Here is a 14,748-nt window from a genome sequence, read left to right as displayed (position 1 = left end):
CTGGTTCTGGGCCGGCACCAGGTCGCAGACCTTCTTGGCCCAGGCGTCGAGTTCCTTGTTGTCCTTGCCGCCACCGCCGCATCCCGACAGCGCCAGTACCAGTACCGCACCGCCGGACAGTGCGGCCGCGAGCTTCGTGTTCACCGGATTGGTCCCTTCCATGGCCTCTCAGCCCCCGGACCTTACACAGGATCCGCACCGTACCCGCGAGCCGAATGTCGGCTATAGCTGTCTTCATGCGCTTATATGCCAGGCGAGAGAAGCCTCACGACCGAGCGGCGCGCACGCACAGGGCGGGCGTGCGGCGCATGAACGCGCGCCGCCCGCCCGCCCCTTGAGCTGGGCCTCGTGCCAGGACCTACGAAACCACCGCGGGGTCCGCCGACTTGGCCACCTTCTTCTCGTTGTCTTCGTCACCCACGGCGATGCCCCGCCGCTTGGAGACGTAGACCGCGCCGGCGACCACGAGGAACGCGAGGACGGCGATGAAGATCCGTACCCCGATGCTCTTGTTGTCGCCGTAGCTGAACTTGATCACCGCCGGTGCGATCAGCAGCGCCACCAGGTTCATCACCTTCAGCAGCGGGTTGATCGCGGGACCCGCGGTGTCCTTGAAGGGGTCGCCGACGGTGTCGCCGATCACGGTCGCGGCATGGGCCTCGCTGCCCTTGCCACCGTGATTGCCGTCCTCGACGAGCTTCTTGGCGTTGTCCCAGGCACCGCCGGAGTTGGCCAGGAAGACCGCCATGAGCGTGCCCGCCCCGATCGCGCCCGCGAGGAACGCGCCGAGGGCGCCGACCCCGAGGGTGAACCCGATGAAGATCGGCGCCATCACGGCGAGCAGTCCGGGCGTGGTGAGCTCGCGCAGGGCGTCCCTGGTGCAGATGTCGACGACCTTGCCGTACTCGGGCTCCTCGCTGTAGTCCATGATCCCGGGATGCTCGCGGAACTGCCGCCGCACCTCGTAGACCACCGAGCCCGCCGACCTCGACACCGCGTTGATCGCCAGCCCGGAGAAGAGGAAGACGACCGCCGCGCCGGCGATCAGGCCGACGAGGTTGTTGGGCTGTGAGATGTCCATCATCAGGCTCATCGGCGCGCCCGCTCCGCTGAGCTTCTCGCCGACGTCCTGCGCGCCGGTCGTGATCGCGTCACGGTACGACCCGAAGAGCGCCGACGCCGCGAGGACCGCTGTGGCGATGGCGATGCCCTTGGTGATGGCCTTGGTCGTGTTGCCGACGGCGTCCAGGTTGGTGAGCACCTGCGCGCCCGCGCCCTCGACGTCGCCGGACATCTCGGCGATGCCCTGCGCGTTGTCGGAGACCGGTCCGAAGGTGTCCATGGCGACGATCACACCGACCGTGGTGAGCAGGCCGGTGCCGGCCAGCGCCACCGCGAACAGCGCCAGCATGATCGAGGTGCCGCCGAGCAGGAACGCCCCGTAGACGCCGAGACCGATCAGCAGGGCGGTGTAGACGGCGGACTCGAGACCGATCGAGATACCGGCGAGGACGACGGTGGCGGGCCCCGTGAGCGAGCTCTTGCCGATGTCCTTGACCGGGCGGCGGGTGGTCTCGGTGAAGTAGCCGGTCAGCTGCTGGATGACGGCCGCCAGCAGAATGCCGATCGCCACCGCGACGAGGGCGAGGATCCGCGGATCGCCGTCCCTGCCGCTGATCGCCGTGTCGGTGACGCCGTCGAGGTCGGCGTACTTCCCCGGCAGGTAGACGAAGGCGGCCACCGCCACCAGCACGAGCGAGATCACCGCGGAGATGAAGAACCCGCGGTTGATCGCGGACATGCCGCTGCGGTCGGAGCGTCGCGGGGCCACCGCGAAGATGCCGACCATCGCGGTGAGCACGCCGATCGCCGGGACGAGCAGCGGGAAGGCGAGTCCGGCGTCGCCGAAGGCCGCCTTGCCGAGGATCAGCGCGGCGACGAGGGTCACGGCGTACGACTCGAAGAGGTCGGCCGCCATGCCCGCGCAGTCGCCGACGTTGTCGCCCACGTTGTCGGCGATGGTCGCGGCGTTGCGCGGGTCGTCCTCCGGGATGCCCTGCTCGACCTTGCCGACCAGGTCGGCGCCGACGTCGGCGGCCTTGGTGAAGATGCCGCCGCCGACACGCATGAACATCGCGATGAGCGCCGCGCCGAGACCGAAGCCCTCCAGGACCTTCGGCGCGTCGGCCGCGTACACCAGCACCACACAGGAGGCGCCCAGCAGACCGAGCCCCACCGTGAACATGCCGACCACGCCGCCCGTACGGAAAGCGATCTTCATGGCTTTGTGCGAGACGGCCGTGAGATCCTTTTCCGGCTCGCCTTCCGCCGGAGTGGCTTCTCGGGCCGCCGCGGCCACCCGCACATTGCTGCGCACCGCGAGCCACATGCCGATATAGCCGGTGGTCGCCGAGAACGCCGCGCCGATCAAGAAGAACACTGATCGGCCTGCGCGCTGATTCCAGTCGTCCGCGGGCAGCAGCATGAGCAGGAAGAACACGACGACGGCGAATACGCCGAGCGTGCGCAACTGGCGTGCCAGATAGGCGTTCGCGCCTTCCTGGACCGCCGCCGCGATCTTTTTCATGCTGTCGGTGCCCTCGCCGGCCGCGAGGACCTGGCGTACCAGGACTCCTGCCACCACGAGTGCCGCCAGGGCGACGACCGCGATGACCGCGATGAGCACCCGGTTGTCGTCGGTGAGCACCGCGGCCGCGAGGGTTGTTGTGGGCTGGTCCAACTGATCAGGGGTAGAAAGCCCCGCCATTCGTCCTCCTTGACGCTTGGGCTGAGCTCAAGATGTGGACGGATTGTAGGTACCCCGCCCTGATCAAAACAGGGCGCGGTAAACGGAATCGGCCTTTACAGAACCTGAAAGCAGTAATGCCCCGAAGGCATTCATCACCGATATCTAGATCGTGAATCAATTCACGATACGCATCGCGCCTGACCACTGTAGGCACAGAAAGCCCACGCCGACATGCGGAAGGGCCCCACCGGTGTGGTGGGGCCCTTCCGCATGTCGAACAGAAATCTGGTTCGAACCGGGGAGAAAGTCAGGGAAGCTCTGCGGCCGGCGGCGTGGTCGGCCAGGTCATACGGATCTGTCCGCCATGCTCCCCTGCGGTGACCTCGACGTCGTCGACGAGGCCGCTGATGACCGCAAGGCCCATCTCGTCCTCCTCGGTGTCGGCGTCGGGCTCCTCGCCCGGTGCGCCCGACGCCCGGTCACCCGGGGTCGAACGCGGCGCCTCGTCGCCGACCTCGATGGAGAACTGCTTCTCCTCCTCGATCAGCAGCACCTGGACCGGCGCGGAGATGCCGCCGCTCTGGTGCAGTCCGACGGCACGGGTGCAGGCCTCGCCGACGGCGAGCCTGACCTCGTCGAGGACGGCCTCGTCCACTCCGGCCCTGCGCGCCACCGCTGCCGCCACCAGTCGGGCGGTCCTGACGTGCTCGGGCAGCGCGCTGAAACGGAGTTCAACGGTGGCCATGCGTCCCCCTCGGAACTACGGGCGTGCTGTCGGGGGACCGGGCCGCCGAAAGCCCGGCCCCCCTCTCTTGCTTCTGTCGACGTCCTTCTGCCGCTCCGGGCACGGGCCCGGGAACGGGTCAGTCGGTCGCCGCCACCGCTTCCTCGACCGAGGTGTGGATCGGGAACACCTTGGTGAGGCCGGTGATACGGAAGATCTTGAGAATGCGCTCCTGGTTGCAGACCAGGCGCAGCGAGCCCTCATGGGCGCGCACCCGCTTCAGTCCGCCGACCAGTACGCCGAGCCCGGTGGAGTCGAGGAAGTCCACGCCCTCCATGTCGACGACAAGGTGGAAACTGCCGTCATTCACCAGCTCGACCAGCTGCTCGCGCAGCTTGGGCGCGGTATATACGTCGATTTCGCCACCGACCCTGACGATCGTGCGATCGCCGACGGTCTCGGTCGACAGGGACAGGTCCACGGATCCTCCAGCACCTTGCTATCGAGCGGTCGCCCCTCGGGACACCTCGGCAGAGCCCCCGGGACGGTTCGCCAGCCGCGATGGCATTCAATCACTTACCGGCAGGCGTGCACGACGCCTTGGTCCCATTGTCCGTCACGCCAGTGACACACTCGGTGCCGATGGCCAAGAATCTCCGATCCGATCGACCCTCGACGGACACCGGTCCCCGCCCCACACCGAGCACGGTCCTGGACCGACTCGCCGCCGGGCCGAGCCGGGCTGCGCGCATCACTCATACGGAGCACTTGCCCCCGCGTGCGGGTCGCCATGCCGTCTGGCCGGACCGGATCCGCTCGGAGGTCATCGCGGCCGTCCAGGCCTGCGGCATCGAGCACCCCTGGGCCCACCAGGCACGGGCGGCCGAACACGCCCTGGACGGCGAGTCGGTCGTGGTCGCCACCGGCACAGCCTCCGGCAAGTCCCTGGCGTACCTCGTGCCGGTCCTGTCCACACTCCTGGACGGCTCCGAGGCCCCGAACGGCCGCGGCGCCACCACGCTCTACCTGTCTCCCACGAAAGCCCTGGCGGCGGACCAGTGCCGCTCGGTGAAGGAACTTTCACAACCGCTGGCCAATTCCGTGCGCCCCGCGGTCTACGACGGCGACACGCCGTTCGAGGAACGCGAGTGGATCCGCCAGTACGCCAACTACGTGCTGACCAACCCGGACATGCTGCACCGCGGGATACTCCCGTCCCACTCCCGCTGGTCCTCCTTCCTGAAGGCGCTCAAGTACGTCGTCATCGACGAATGCCACACCTACCGGGGTGTCTTCGGTTCCCATGTCGCGCAGGTGCTGCGCCGCCTGCGCCGCCTCTGCGCCCGCTACGGCGCCTCCCCCGTCTTCCTGCTGGCCTCGGCGACCGCCGCCGAGCCGTCGGTCGCCGCCCGCCGCCTCACCGGCCTCCCCGTGGTCGAGGTCGCCGACGACGCCTCACCGCGCGGCGAACTGGTGTTTGCCCTCTGGGAGCCCCCGCTGACCGAGATGCAGGGCGAGAAGGGCGCCCCCGTCCGCCGCACGGCCACGGCGGAGACGGCCGACCTCCTCACCGACCTCGCCGTGCAAGGTGTGCGCTCGGTCGCCTTCGTGCGCTCCCGGCGCGGCGCCGAGCTGATCTCCGTGATCGCCCAGGAACGGCTGGCCGAGGTCGACCGCTCCCTGGCCCGCCGCGTGGCGGCGTACCGCGGCGGCTATCTCCCGGAGGAGCGCCGCGCCCTGGAACAGGCCCTCCACTCGGGAGAACTGCTGGGCCTGGCCGCCACCACGGCCCTGGAACTCGGCATCGACGTCTCGGGGCTGGACGCCGTGCTGATCTCCGGCTACCCCGGCACGCGCGCGTCCCTGTGGCAGCAGGCAGGCCGGGCGGGGCGAGCCGGCCAAGGCGCCCTGGCCGTAATGGTGGCCCGCGACGACCCCCTGGACACCTTCCTCGTCCACCACCCCGAGGCCCTCTTCGACCAGCCGGTCGAATCCACCGTCCTCGACCCCGACAACCCGTACGTCCTCGCCCCGCACCTGTGCGCGGCCGCGGCGGAACTGCCGTTGACGGACGAGGACATGGAGCTGTTCGGGCCGGAGACCGAGAGCCTGCTGGGGCAGCTGGAGTCCGCGAAGCTGCTGCGCCGCCGCACCAAGGCCTGGCACTGGACCCGCCGGGAGCGGGCCGCCGACCTCACCGACATCCGCGGGGTGGGCGGCCGGCCCATCCAGGTCGTCGAGTCCGGCACGGGCCGCCTCCTCGGCACGGTCGACGCGGGCTCCGCCCACACCGCCGTCCACGAGGGCGCGGTCCACCTCCACCAGGGCCGCACCTATCTCGTCCGCTCCCTGGACCTGGAGGACTCCGTCGCCCTGGTCTCGGAGGCCAACCCGTCCTACTCGACGGTGGCCCGCGACACGACCTCCATCACCGTCCTGGAGACGGACACCGAGATCCCCTGGGGCGACGGACGCCTGTGCTACGGCTCCGTCGAGGTCACCAACCAGGTCGTCTCCTTCCTCCGCAGACGCCTCATGACCGGTGAAGTCCTGGGCGAGACGAAACTCGACCTCCCTCCTCGTACGCTGCGCACCCGCGCGGTGTGGTGGACGGTCACCGAGGACCAGCTCGACGAGGCCCGGATCAACCCGGAGATCCTCGGCGGCGCCCTGCACGCCGCCGAACACGCCTCGATCGGCCTGCTGCCCCTCTTCGCGACCTGCGACCGCTGGGACATCGGCGGCGTGTCGATCCCGCTGCACCCCGACACGCTGCTCCCCACCGTCTTCGTCTACGACGGCCACCCGGGCGGCGCGGGCTTCGCGGAGCGCGCCTTCCACACCGCCCGCGCCTGGCTCACCGCCACCCGCCAGGCCATCGCCTCCTGCGAGTGCGACGCCGGCTGCCCGTCCTGCATCCAGTCCCCCAAGTGCGGCAACGGCAACGACCCGCTGCACAAGAGGGGAGCGGTGCGGCTCCTCACGGTGCTGTTGCGGGGGGCGCCGGAGGAGGGGCACCCCGGGGAGCCGCGAGAGGAGCCCGCTCCGGAGCCCGGATTCCGGAGGCCGTCGGAAGCGGAGCCTCCGACGGAACCGGCCCCGCAGGCCCTGCCCGCGCCCTGGTCTCCGCTGTGAACGGCCCCCGTCCGGAAGCGGCCGTCACATCGGAGATCTCGCCGACCATCACGCACCGCACGATCCGCGCTCCCTGATCCCGCGCCACCGCCTCCGCCCGAGCGCAGGCCACCGCCGGCCCGTCGGCCCAGTGGTCCGCCGCCGCGAGCGCCGCCAGATCCGCACCACCGGCCGCCCGATGCCGTACGACCACGGCCTGCCCGAGGGCCAGCACGGCCCCGAACACCACGCACAGCACCGCGATGGCACCGACACTCCAGACGGTGGCCGAACCTTGGTCCGAACGGGCGGCGGCGACCTGCGGGCCCACCCACCGGCCGGCAGAGCGGCGGACGAACCGCCTGGCACCGGCCCGGGCCTTCGCGAACCGCACAACGCCCAATCGCGAGAACTCCCCGGCGGCGGCTTCGCGTTCCGTGGCTCCGCCCCTGATCGCCTTCATCCCCCTTCCCCCACCGTCGCCTCCACCAGGGCCACGGCCTCCTCCCGCACCTCGAAGGGCAGGCCGTGCAGCGCCGGCGGCTTCGCCACGACCACGACACGGACCCGGTCGCCCTCCCGGGCGACCGTCACCTCCGCATCGCGCGGCGCCGTGTCCCGAGCCACCCGGACGACCGCCTCGGTGGGGTCCTCGCGGGCCGCCGCGCGGGCGCCCGTCCTGGCCGCGTCCACGCACTGGATCTGGGCGGCCACCACCAGCAGCCCCCACACCAGTGCCATCGCGAACATCACCAGCACGGGCAGCACCATGGCCGACTCCGCCGTCACGAACCCCTGGTCCGCGGTCCGTTCACGCCTTCGCATCGAGCGCCCGTTTCACGATGGCCTGGAGTTCCGCGCTGACGGCCCCGCTCGTCACGACCTTGTAGAGCACCACCGCGAACGCCACCGCCGCGACGATCCCCATCGCGTACTCGGAGGTGACCATTCCGTCGTCCCCGCGCAGCGCCTGCACCCGGCACATCGTCCTGCACACCAGGGCACGCATCCGCGCCCGCACTACCTTGTACATCTCAACCCCCGTAAGGATCAGTCCTGTTGATTACCGTCTGACTGCTCGTGCGCCCGCTCGTCCGTCTCCTCGTCCGCCGGCTCACCGACCGTCGGCCGTCATCGCCCACCCCCTCCCAGCACTCCTCCCGCGAGCCCGATCACGATCGGCAGCACGCCGACGGCGATGAACGCGGGCAGGAAACACAGCCCGACCGGCGCGGTGACCAGCACGGCGGCCTTCCGCGCCCGTGCCGTCGCGGCGCGCCCCCAGTCGGCGCGGGCGTCCGCCGCGAGGCCGCCGACCGGTCCGGCCGCGGGCAGTCCGGTCACGTCGGCGCGTTCCAGCAGCCGGGCCAGCGCCCCGGCGCCCGGCGTCGAGGCGAGCCTTCGCCAGGCCTCGCCCGGTTCGCCGCCGAGCCGTACCTCCGCCGCCCCGCGCGCGAGTGCCTCTCCCACGGGTCCGCCCAGGGCCTCGCCCACGGCCTGGGCCGCGATCACGGGTCCGGCGCCCGCCGCGATACAGGCGGCCAGCAGGTCGGCGGCGAGCGGTAGTTGCCGGGCCGCCTCACGCGCGTCGGTCTCCTCCGCACCCCCGCCGGCCGTCTGGCGCAGCCGCCATCGCCACAACCCCGCCGCGACGACCAGTCCGACCACGGCACCCGCGACTTCCCCGACAAGCACCCACCCGGCACACCCGACGCCGAGCACGGGCAGCCACCGCCGCGCGAACGCCCTCCCCTCGAACCGCGGGCCCTCGACCCTGGCCTCCGATGCGGCCAGCAACTCTCCGAGCCGCCGCCGCAGCCTGCGCTCACGCCGCACAGCCGCGGCCCAGCGGGCGAGCCAGGCAAGCGCCAGAACGGTCCCCAGAACCGCCCCCAGCCTGTGGACAACCTCCGCACTCATGCCGCCTCGGCTCCCCGTACGATCCGCGTCGCCCACCACATCCCGACGCCCTCCAGCAGGCCACCGACCAGCAGACAGCCCAGCCCGCTCCCGGTGTGCAGAAGGACGTGCAGGGGGTCGGCGCCGAGGGCGGTACCCAGGCCCAGCCCCAGGACCGGCAGCGCGGCGAGCATCCACGCCGTGGACCGCGCTCCCGCCAACTGGGCTCGCAGATCGGCCCGTTGGTCACGCTCGGCGCGCAACGCCCCTTCGAGCCGGTCGAGCCCGGCCGCGAGCCCCGCGCCCTGGTCCACGGCCACCCGCCAGCACGCGGCAAGCCCCAGCAGCCCCTCGGCCCCGGGCCGACGAGCCGCCGCCGCGAGCGCCCCCGGAACATCCCCACCGAACCGGGCCGCCGCCAGCACAGCGGCCTGTGTCTCCCCGAGCCCACCGGACTCCGGCGCTCCAGGACCGGACCCGCCCGAGCCGCCGGCCCCACCGTCCCCCGGTCCCTCGAAGTCCCGCACAGCCCGCACCAGCGCCTCCCCCGGCTGCCGCCCCGCGCGCACCTCCCCGGCGACCACAGCGCACAGCGCGATCACCGCGGCCGCCCGCCGCTCACGCACCCGACGCTCCTCCCGGGCCAGCCGCACCCGCCGCAGCAACGGCACCCCGGCCGCCCCCGCCACAACCGGCAGCACCGAGGCCCCGAGGACGGCGAGCGCCAGCCCGGCGACCGCCGCCCCCCACTCGAACCCCAGCCGCCCTCGAACCCGCCGCAACTCCCCCGCCAGCCGCCGCCACGGCGGAGGCCCCAGTCCCGCCGGTCCGCCGCCGGCCAGCAGCACCTGCGCCCGCCGCGCCCCCGAACGCCGCCCGCCCCACAGCCACACGGCCATCCCGAGGCACCCCACGGCCACTCCCGTCGACCCCACCGACATCTCCCCCATCCCGATCACCACGTCCTCTCCCCGTCCGAGCTCGCTCGTCGCCGTGCCCGCGCTCCCCACCCACCCGGGTCATCCGCCCTCCCCCGGGCCCCGCATCGCATCCCCGAGCAACCCCCGCAGCCGCTCCCACCCCCGCTCGTACGCGAACGCCTCTTCTCCCCACCGCAACGCCGGCACCGTCCGCACCAGCCCGGTGGAGTCCCTCTCCAGCACCCGCACCTCGGCGATCCGCCGCCGCCCGGTCCGGTCGCGCACGAGATGCAGGACAACCGACAGCGCGGCCGCCAACTGGCTGTGCAGCGCGGCCCGGTCGAGCCCGGCGGCCGTACCCAGTGCCTCCAGACGGGCCGGTACGTCGGCCGCCGCGTTGGCGTGCACGGTCCCGCAGCCGCCCTCATGGCCCGTGTTCAACGCGGCCAGCAGGTGCACCACTTCGGGTCCGCGCACCTCGCCCACGACGAGCCGGTCCGGTCGCATCCGCAGTGCCTGGCGCACCAGGTCCTCAAGCGTGACGAGCCCTGCGCCCTCCTGGTTGGCGGGTCTCGACTCCAGCCGGACCACGTGCGGATGGTCCGGCCTGAGCTCCGCCGAGTCCTCCGCGAGCACGATCCGCTCACCCGGCCCGACGAGCCCCAGCAGCGCGCTCAGCAGCGTCGTCTTCCCGAACCTGGGACAGAGACACCACTAGTCCGTCAGACTCGGGGCATGACACCGATCCTGAACCCCGGCTCCGGGCCCGTACCCGATGCCACGGAAGAGCAGGCCACAGCCAACACGGCCGCGTTCGTCGACGAGTTGCGGACGAGCTACAGCGTGAACGTCGTCTCCTTCGTGCGTGCCGCGACCAGCGACTACGGCGAGGGCCGGTGGGCGTTCGAGCTGCTCACCGACGACGAGCGGCGCATCGAGGTACAGATGCCGGGCGCTCCGCTGAAGCAGGTGCGGGAGGAGTGGACCCGCCTGTACGTCGACGGCTCGTCCTGGTACTGGGAGTACGCACTGCGCCAGTGCCGACGCAACGACGAGGAGTGGGCGTGATCACCCCAACGGGGGACGCCCAGACGCGCGCGGTGATCTATTGCAGGATCAGCCAGGACCGGACGGGCGCCGGCCTCGGCGTCGACCGGCAGCGTGAGGACTGCGAGGCCCTCGCCGAGCGAAACGGCTGGCAGGTCGTCGAGGTCTACGTCGACAACGACGTGAGCGCCTTCCGGAAGGGCAGCAAGCGCAAGGACTACGCGCGCATGCTCGGCGACCTCGAGGACGGCATCGCCACCGTCGTCATCGCCTGGCACACCGACCGCCTCCACCGCTCCCCCGTCGAGCTGGAGGGCTACATCGACGTGTGCGAGCGCCGCGGCGTCTCGACGCACACCGTGCAGGCCGGCGAGCTCGACCTCGCCACCCCGTCCGGGCGGATGACTGCCCGCATCCTCGGCGCCGTCGCCCGCCAGGAGTCCGAGCACAAGGGCGAACGCGTCGCCCGCGCCCGCCGCCAGAAGGCCCTCAACGGCGAGTGGATGGGCGGCATCCGCCCGTTCGGCTGGGGCGTGCCCACCGGCGAGACGCGCACCGTCGCCGACGCCAAGACCGGCGAGGAGCGCGAGGAGCCCGTCCTCGACTGGCTCAAGGCCGTGCCCGAAGAGGCCGGGGCCCTGCGCTACTGGACAGACGAGATCCTCTCCGGCGGATCGATCCGATCGCTCACGAAGTGGTGCGCCGACAAGGGCGTCACCACCACCCGCGGCAACCCGATCACCCACCAGGACATGCGCGACATGCTCATCCGCCCCCGCAACGCGGGCATCGCCGTGTACCGGGGCGAGGAGGTGGGCCGCGGGAAGTGGGAGCCGATCGTCGATGAAGCGAAGTACCGGGCCGTCTGCGCGATCCTCAAGGACCCGACCCGCACGACGAACCGGGGCGCCCAGCCGAAGTGGGTGGGCTCGCTCCTGTACATCTGCGGCCGGAACGAGTGCGGCACCGGCATGACCGTCACCATGTCCGGCGGCCGCCAGTACCCGAGCTACCGCTGCCCGACCGGCCACGGCGGCGGCCGACGTGCCGAGATCGTCGACCAGTACGTCGAGGACGTCATCGTCGAGCGGCTGTCACGGGACGACGCACACGACCTGCTGCTGCCCGGCCCGGGCAACGTGGATGTGGCCGGCCTGCAGGCCGAGGCGGAGAAGGCCCGGCAGCGGATGAAGGACCTGGGTGGCCTGTTCGGCGCGGGGCAGATCGAGCTGACCGCGTTCACCGAGGGCACCGATGCGGCCCGCGGGCAGTTGGAGGGCATCACGCAACAGCTGGCCCGCGCCGCGACCCGCGATCCGCTCGTCGACCTGGTGGGGGCGCCGGACGTGCGGAAGGCGTGGAAGGCGCTGGAACTTGACCGGAAACGGTCGGTGCTGCGGGCGCTGGTCACGGTGACGCTGACGACGCCGCGGCAGGGGCGGATGCCCGACGGGGGGTACTTCGACTACGACGCCGTGCAGTTCGACTGGAAGCGAGGCGGAACGTAGAGGTTACTCGGCAGGCGAGTCACTCTCTTTCCCGTCCACTTTTTCAGAAAGTCGGGCAACTTCTTTGGCCAGCATTCTGAGTTCATTCAGAACCTCAGCATCAGTAGTTCCGCCTACTACTGGAGTGCGGTCGGTCGATGCTGGCCGCCGGATGCCGCCCGCTTTCTCAGCCAGGTACCGGCGCTCTCGGTCCTCGGCGCGCAGTCGCTCTTCTCGCTGGCGGCGCAGCATTGGGTCCATACGGAGCGCTTTTTCCCAGTGCGCAAGGCGGCCATGATCTTGGTGGTATCCGACGAACTTGACTGGACGACTGGTCAAGTCCCCAAGAAGGGCCTCAACAGCCTGCTCATACTCCTCCACCAGGTCGTAGTCGGCGCCATGGTTACCAGCCCTTCGGCCGAACTGGAACACACTTTCTAGGTCCGCACGCATGACCCTGGGCAGGCGGGCAAGAGCTGCCGACCGGGCATGGTTGCTCGGAAACCCGTCGTCAACACCTGGAAGCTCTTCCGGTCCGTCATCCAAGGGGAAGAGCAATTCCTGCTCAAGGAACGGTTCGGGTTCACCGCCGTCCAGAATGTTTTGCATGCTGCCCGGTTGCCAGCGAAGAGCAGACTCGATGAAACGTAGGGACTGAGGCCACCTGGCTCGCGGCGTTCGCCCTTCCTCTGCCACTTGGATGCTCTTCTCGGAGACGGCGGCTTCCTCGCTCAGCTGCCTCCGGCTCATGCCAAGCGCCTCGCGCCGCTCGCGGATCTTCACCCCGAGCCTGGCCCAGGCTTCCGGGTCCTGTGTCATGGCGGCCACGACACGACCTCCTGTCAATGATTGGTAACGGCTACAGCCTAAGACTCTGGCAGCGATCAGGCGTCGTGTCCATACCGGCTGCCAGCCCGTTGCCAGAATCTGTTTGGAGCTGCTGGAAGGTTCCTGGAGTTATCTGGCGTCAACACTTGGCATTGATGCCACACGAGGAGTAGCGTCAGCGCCGTGAAGACGAACGGACGCATGATCCGTCGGCGACGCATTGAGCTGGGTCACGGCATGAACCGGTTCGCCGCGCTCGCCGGGATCAGCGGGGCAGCCCTCAGCCGCATCGAGAACGGCCAGCGGCAACCGCGCCCCGAGACGCTCAAGAAGATCACCGACGCACTCGGCTGCCGGATCAACGAGGTCCTGGCAGACGAAAACGGCGTCGGTTCCGAAGTCCAGTCGGAACCGGCCGCCTAAAAGACGGCGGCGCCGCCGGAGTCCAGCCGGCGGCGCCAGTCGAGCAATCCACGAACCCACGCATTGAGATCGGAAGAACGCTCGTGAACACAACGGTACAGTCCGAGGCGCCGACCGCGTCGCCTGCCCTGAGAGACCAGCGCGAAAACGCCGAGTACCTCGCCGCCCTCACCCGCGAGTGCGAGCGCCTCGGCCTCGCCCTCCAGCTCACAGACGACCCGGCGATCGACATGCCCGAGGTGAAGGTCGTCAACGGTGTACGCACCTGCATCGCCCGGCGTGACGAGCTCGGCGTCGCCCTCGACGACCTCCGCGCCGTCACCGACCGCTGCGTCGACTGCCGCGGCGACGTCGACCACAGCGACCCGGCCACCGTCTACTACGACGGCTACAACGACATCTTCGGCAACCCGCTCAGAATCTGCCCGCCCTGCCGGGACGAGCGGACGAGGATCGCCAACGACCCGGACCGCCTGGCCTTCAGCCGGTGCATGGACGCGATCGAAGCCACTTTCCGGGCGTCCAAGAACACGGAGATGACGCGGAACGCGCTGCGCACGTTCGTCGACATGACCGCCGACGAGCAGGTGCGGCCGTGAACGACTTCGACTTCTCCCGCTGGGCGTTCCTCACCGAACCGCTCCCGACCGTCCTGACCGCGTGCCAGGCCCGCTTGACGGAACGGCCCGCGACGGACGACTTCCTCGGCGGCATCATCCCGGGCGCCACCCTCGACGTGCAGGTGCCCGAGGGACAGAACCCGCTGGAACGGGACTCCGTCGTCCGCGGACTGCTCGCCTGCTGGCACGGCGTGGACGTCGCCGACTGGCCCGTCCCGATGGTCGTGACCGGGAAGCGCGCGGCATGACCGCCTCAACGAACACCGCGGCGGCCGAGGGTGCACTCGTGGGCACCCCCGGCCGCCCGGCCCGGCCCGCCGGCTACTGGGAGCGCGTCACCCGCATCGTCGACCAGGCGCCGCCCCTCACCGACGACCAGCGCGCCCGGATCAGGGCCGCGTTCCACCAGCCCGAGTCCCGGAGGGCAGCAGCATGACCGAGCGACGCCCCGGCCAGTGGCCTGCTGGTCTCAGCCCCGTCCCTTCCCCACCCGAGCCCGTCGACCCTGCATCCGTCAGCACGCCGGGCGAAAGCCGCCCGGCAGCCGTCGAGGTGCCCGTGCCGGACGTCCGGCTCGTCGCCGTCGTCGACCTCACCGGCCAGTACGACACGAGCACCGAAGTGCTGGACGAGCTGCACGCACAGACGAAGCGGTCCACCGACTGCCACACCGCGATCGTCCGGCTGGGTGAGTCCGCGCTGCAGAGGGCGGCCAGCTTCCTCGGTCACGCGATCGCGTCGAGGTTCTTCCTCGCGGCACAGCAGATCGAAGTGCACGTCCCGGCCGGTACTCGGTGGGCGTATGTGGCCAGCGAAGTGCAGCGGCACCTCCGCTTCTTCGCCGCCGATCACGAGCGGATGTTGACCAACCTCCGAAATCCCGGCTGACCCCATTGCGCTGAAGCCCCGGCCCATCCAGGCCCGGGGCCTCATGCGC

16 protein-coding genes and 3 pseudogenes are annotated in these 14,748 nt (G+C 70.8%); 8 read left to right on the top strand and 11 right to left on the bottom strand.

Annotated features, from left to right (window positions below; all coding sequences use genetic code 11):
* The 4 genes and pseudogenes from H293_RS60145 to bldG all read right to left on the bottom strand — a co-directional run.
* A pseudogene (locus H293_RS60145) lies at positions 1 to 162 on the bottom strand (small secreted protein); the annotation flags it as partial.
* Positions 163 to 358: 196 nt separating this feature from the next.
* The gene (locus H293_RS0115905) at positions 359 to 2,767 is read right to left on the bottom strand and encodes a sodium-translocating pyrophosphatase (protein WP_028807887.1); all 2,409 of its coding nucleotides are present in this window, start codon (positions 2,765 to 2,767) and stop codon (positions 359 to 361) included.
* A gap of 289 nt (positions 2,768 to 3,056) precedes the next feature.
* Positions 3,057 to 3,494 (bottom strand): ATP-binding protein, encoded by a 438-nt coding sequence (locus H293_RS0115900; RefSeq protein WP_020118850.1) that lies wholly within the window; start codon positions 3,492 to 3,494, stop codon positions 3,057 to 3,059.
* A gap of 118 nt (positions 3,495 to 3,612) precedes the next feature.
* A complete protein-coding gene (gene bldG / locus H293_RS0115895) occupies positions 3,613 to 3,954 on the bottom strand; it encodes an anti-sigma factor antagonist BldG (RefSeq protein ID WP_006132569.1) in 342 nt (113 codons plus the stop codon).
* 80 nt (positions 3,955 to 4,034) lie between these two features.
* Here bldG and H293_RS0115890 point away from each other — a divergent pair, with 80 nt between their 5' ends.
* Positions 4,035 to 6,608, top strand: coding sequence for a DEAD/DEAH box helicase (locus tag H293_RS0115890; protein WP_259294477.1), 2,574 nt, complete (start codon positions 4,035 to 4,037; stop codon positions 6,606 to 6,608).
* Positions 6,609 to 6,636: 28 nt separating this feature from the next.
* Here H293_RS0115890 and H293_RS54865 read toward each other — a convergent pair.
* The 6 genes and pseudogenes from H293_RS54865 to H293_RS52715 form a co-directional block, all read right to left on the bottom strand.
* Positions 6,637 to 7,050, bottom strand: a pseudogene (locus tag H293_RS54865) (Rv3654c family TadE-like protein); the annotation flags it as partial.
* A complete protein-coding gene (locus H293_RS0115885; RefSeq protein ID WP_020118848.1) occupies positions 7,047 to 7,412 on the bottom strand; it encodes a TadE family type IV pilus minor pilin in 366 nt (121 codons plus the stop codon). The pseudogene H293_RS54865 and the gene H293_RS0115885, both read right to left, overlap by 4 nt.
* The gene (locus H293_RS0115880) at positions 7,399 to 7,620 is read right to left on the bottom strand and encodes a DUF4244 domain-containing protein (RefSeq protein ID WP_020118847.1); all 222 of its coding nucleotides are present in this window, start codon (positions 7,618 to 7,620) and stop codon (positions 7,399 to 7,401) included. Before H293_RS0115880 ends, H293_RS0115885 begins: the two co-directional genes overlap by 14 nt.
* Before the next feature lie 98 nt (positions 7,621 to 7,718).
* Positions 7,719 to 8,507, bottom strand: coding sequence for a type II secretion system F family protein (locus H293_RS0115875; RefSeq protein WP_020118846.1), 789 nt, complete (start codon positions 8,505 to 8,507; stop codon positions 7,719 to 7,721).
* Entirely contained in the window at positions 8,504 to 9,436 is a 933-nt protein-coding gene (locus H293_RS0115870; RefSeq protein WP_033415437.1) for a type II secretion system F family protein, read from the bottom strand. Before H293_RS0115870 ends, H293_RS0115875 begins: the two co-directional genes overlap by 4 nt.
* A gap of 69 nt (positions 9,437 to 9,505) precedes the next feature.
* A pseudogene (locus H293_RS52715) lies at positions 9,506 to 10,099 on the bottom strand (ATPase, T2SS/T4P/T4SS family); the annotation flags it as partial.
* A gap of 42 nt (positions 10,100 to 10,141) precedes the next feature.
* Between H293_RS52715 and H293_RS0115860 the strand changes: the two are divergent.
* Together H293_RS0115860 and H293_RS0115855 are read left to right on the top strand one after the other, a co-directional pair.
* Positions 10,142 to 10,474 carry a hypothetical protein gene (locus H293_RS0115860; RefSeq protein WP_020118843.1) on the top strand — a complete coding sequence of 111 codons (333 nt, stop codon included), beginning with the start codon at positions 10,142 to 10,144 and terminating at the stop codon, positions 10,472 to 10,474.
* A complete protein-coding gene (locus H293_RS0115855) occupies positions 10,471 to 11,961 on the top strand; it encodes a recombinase family protein (RefSeq protein WP_020118842.1) in 1,491 nt (496 codons plus the stop codon). The genes H293_RS0115860 and H293_RS0115855 overlap by 4 nt, the downstream gene beginning before the upstream one ends.
* A gap of 3 nt (positions 11,962 to 11,964) precedes the next feature.
* On the opposite strand, the gene H293_RS54860 is transcribed toward H293_RS0115855, so the two are convergent.
* On the bottom strand, positions 11,965 to 12,759 hold the full coding sequence (locus tag H293_RS54860) for a helix-turn-helix domain-containing protein (protein WP_078612596.1): 795 nt from the start codon (positions 12,757 to 12,759) through the stop codon (positions 11,965 to 11,967).
* 192 nt (positions 12,760 to 12,951) lie between these two features.
* Between H293_RS54860 and H293_RS0115845 the strand changes: the two genes are divergently transcribed.
* The 5 genes from H293_RS0115845 (at position 12,952) to H293_RS0115825 (ending at position 14,699) form a co-directional block, all read left to right on the top strand.
* Positions 12,952 to 13,191 carry a helix-turn-helix domain-containing protein gene (locus H293_RS0115845; protein ID WP_020118840.1) on the top strand — a complete coding sequence of 80 codons (240 nt, stop codon included), beginning with the start codon at positions 12,952 to 12,954 and terminating at the stop codon, positions 13,189 to 13,191.
* 83 nt (positions 13,192 to 13,274) lie between these two features.
* The gene (locus H293_RS0115840) at positions 13,275 to 13,790 is read left to right on the top strand and encodes a hypothetical protein (RefSeq protein ID WP_020118839.1); all 516 of its coding nucleotides are present in this window, start codon (positions 13,275 to 13,277) and stop codon (positions 13,788 to 13,790) included.
* Complete coding sequence (locus H293_RS0115835; RefSeq protein WP_020118838.1) at positions 13,787 to 14,059, top strand: hypothetical protein; 273 nt, start codon at positions 13,787 to 13,789, stop codon at positions 14,057 to 14,059. The genes H293_RS0115840 and H293_RS0115835 overlap by 4 nt, the downstream gene beginning before the upstream one ends.
* Positions 14,056 to 14,247, top strand: coding sequence for a hypothetical protein (locus H293_RS0115830; RefSeq protein WP_020118837.1), 192 nt, complete (start codon positions 14,056 to 14,058; stop codon positions 14,245 to 14,247). The genes H293_RS0115835 and H293_RS0115830 overlap by 4 nt, the downstream gene beginning before the upstream one ends.
* Positions 14,244 to 14,699, top strand: coding sequence for a hypothetical protein (locus tag H293_RS0115825; protein WP_158694422.1), 456 nt, complete (start codon positions 14,244 to 14,246; stop codon positions 14,697 to 14,699). Before H293_RS0115830 ends, H293_RS0115825 begins: the two co-directional genes overlap by 4 nt.
* The last annotated feature ends 49 nt before the right edge of the window (positions 14,700 to 14,748 follow it).

It is taken from the genome of Streptomyces canus 299MFChir4.1 (assembly GCF_000383615.1).
GTDB lineage: Bacteria > Actinomycetota > Actinomycetes > Streptomycetales > Streptomycetaceae > Streptomyces > Streptomyces canus_C.
This window is presented reverse-complemented; position numbering and strand designations above follow the sequence as displayed.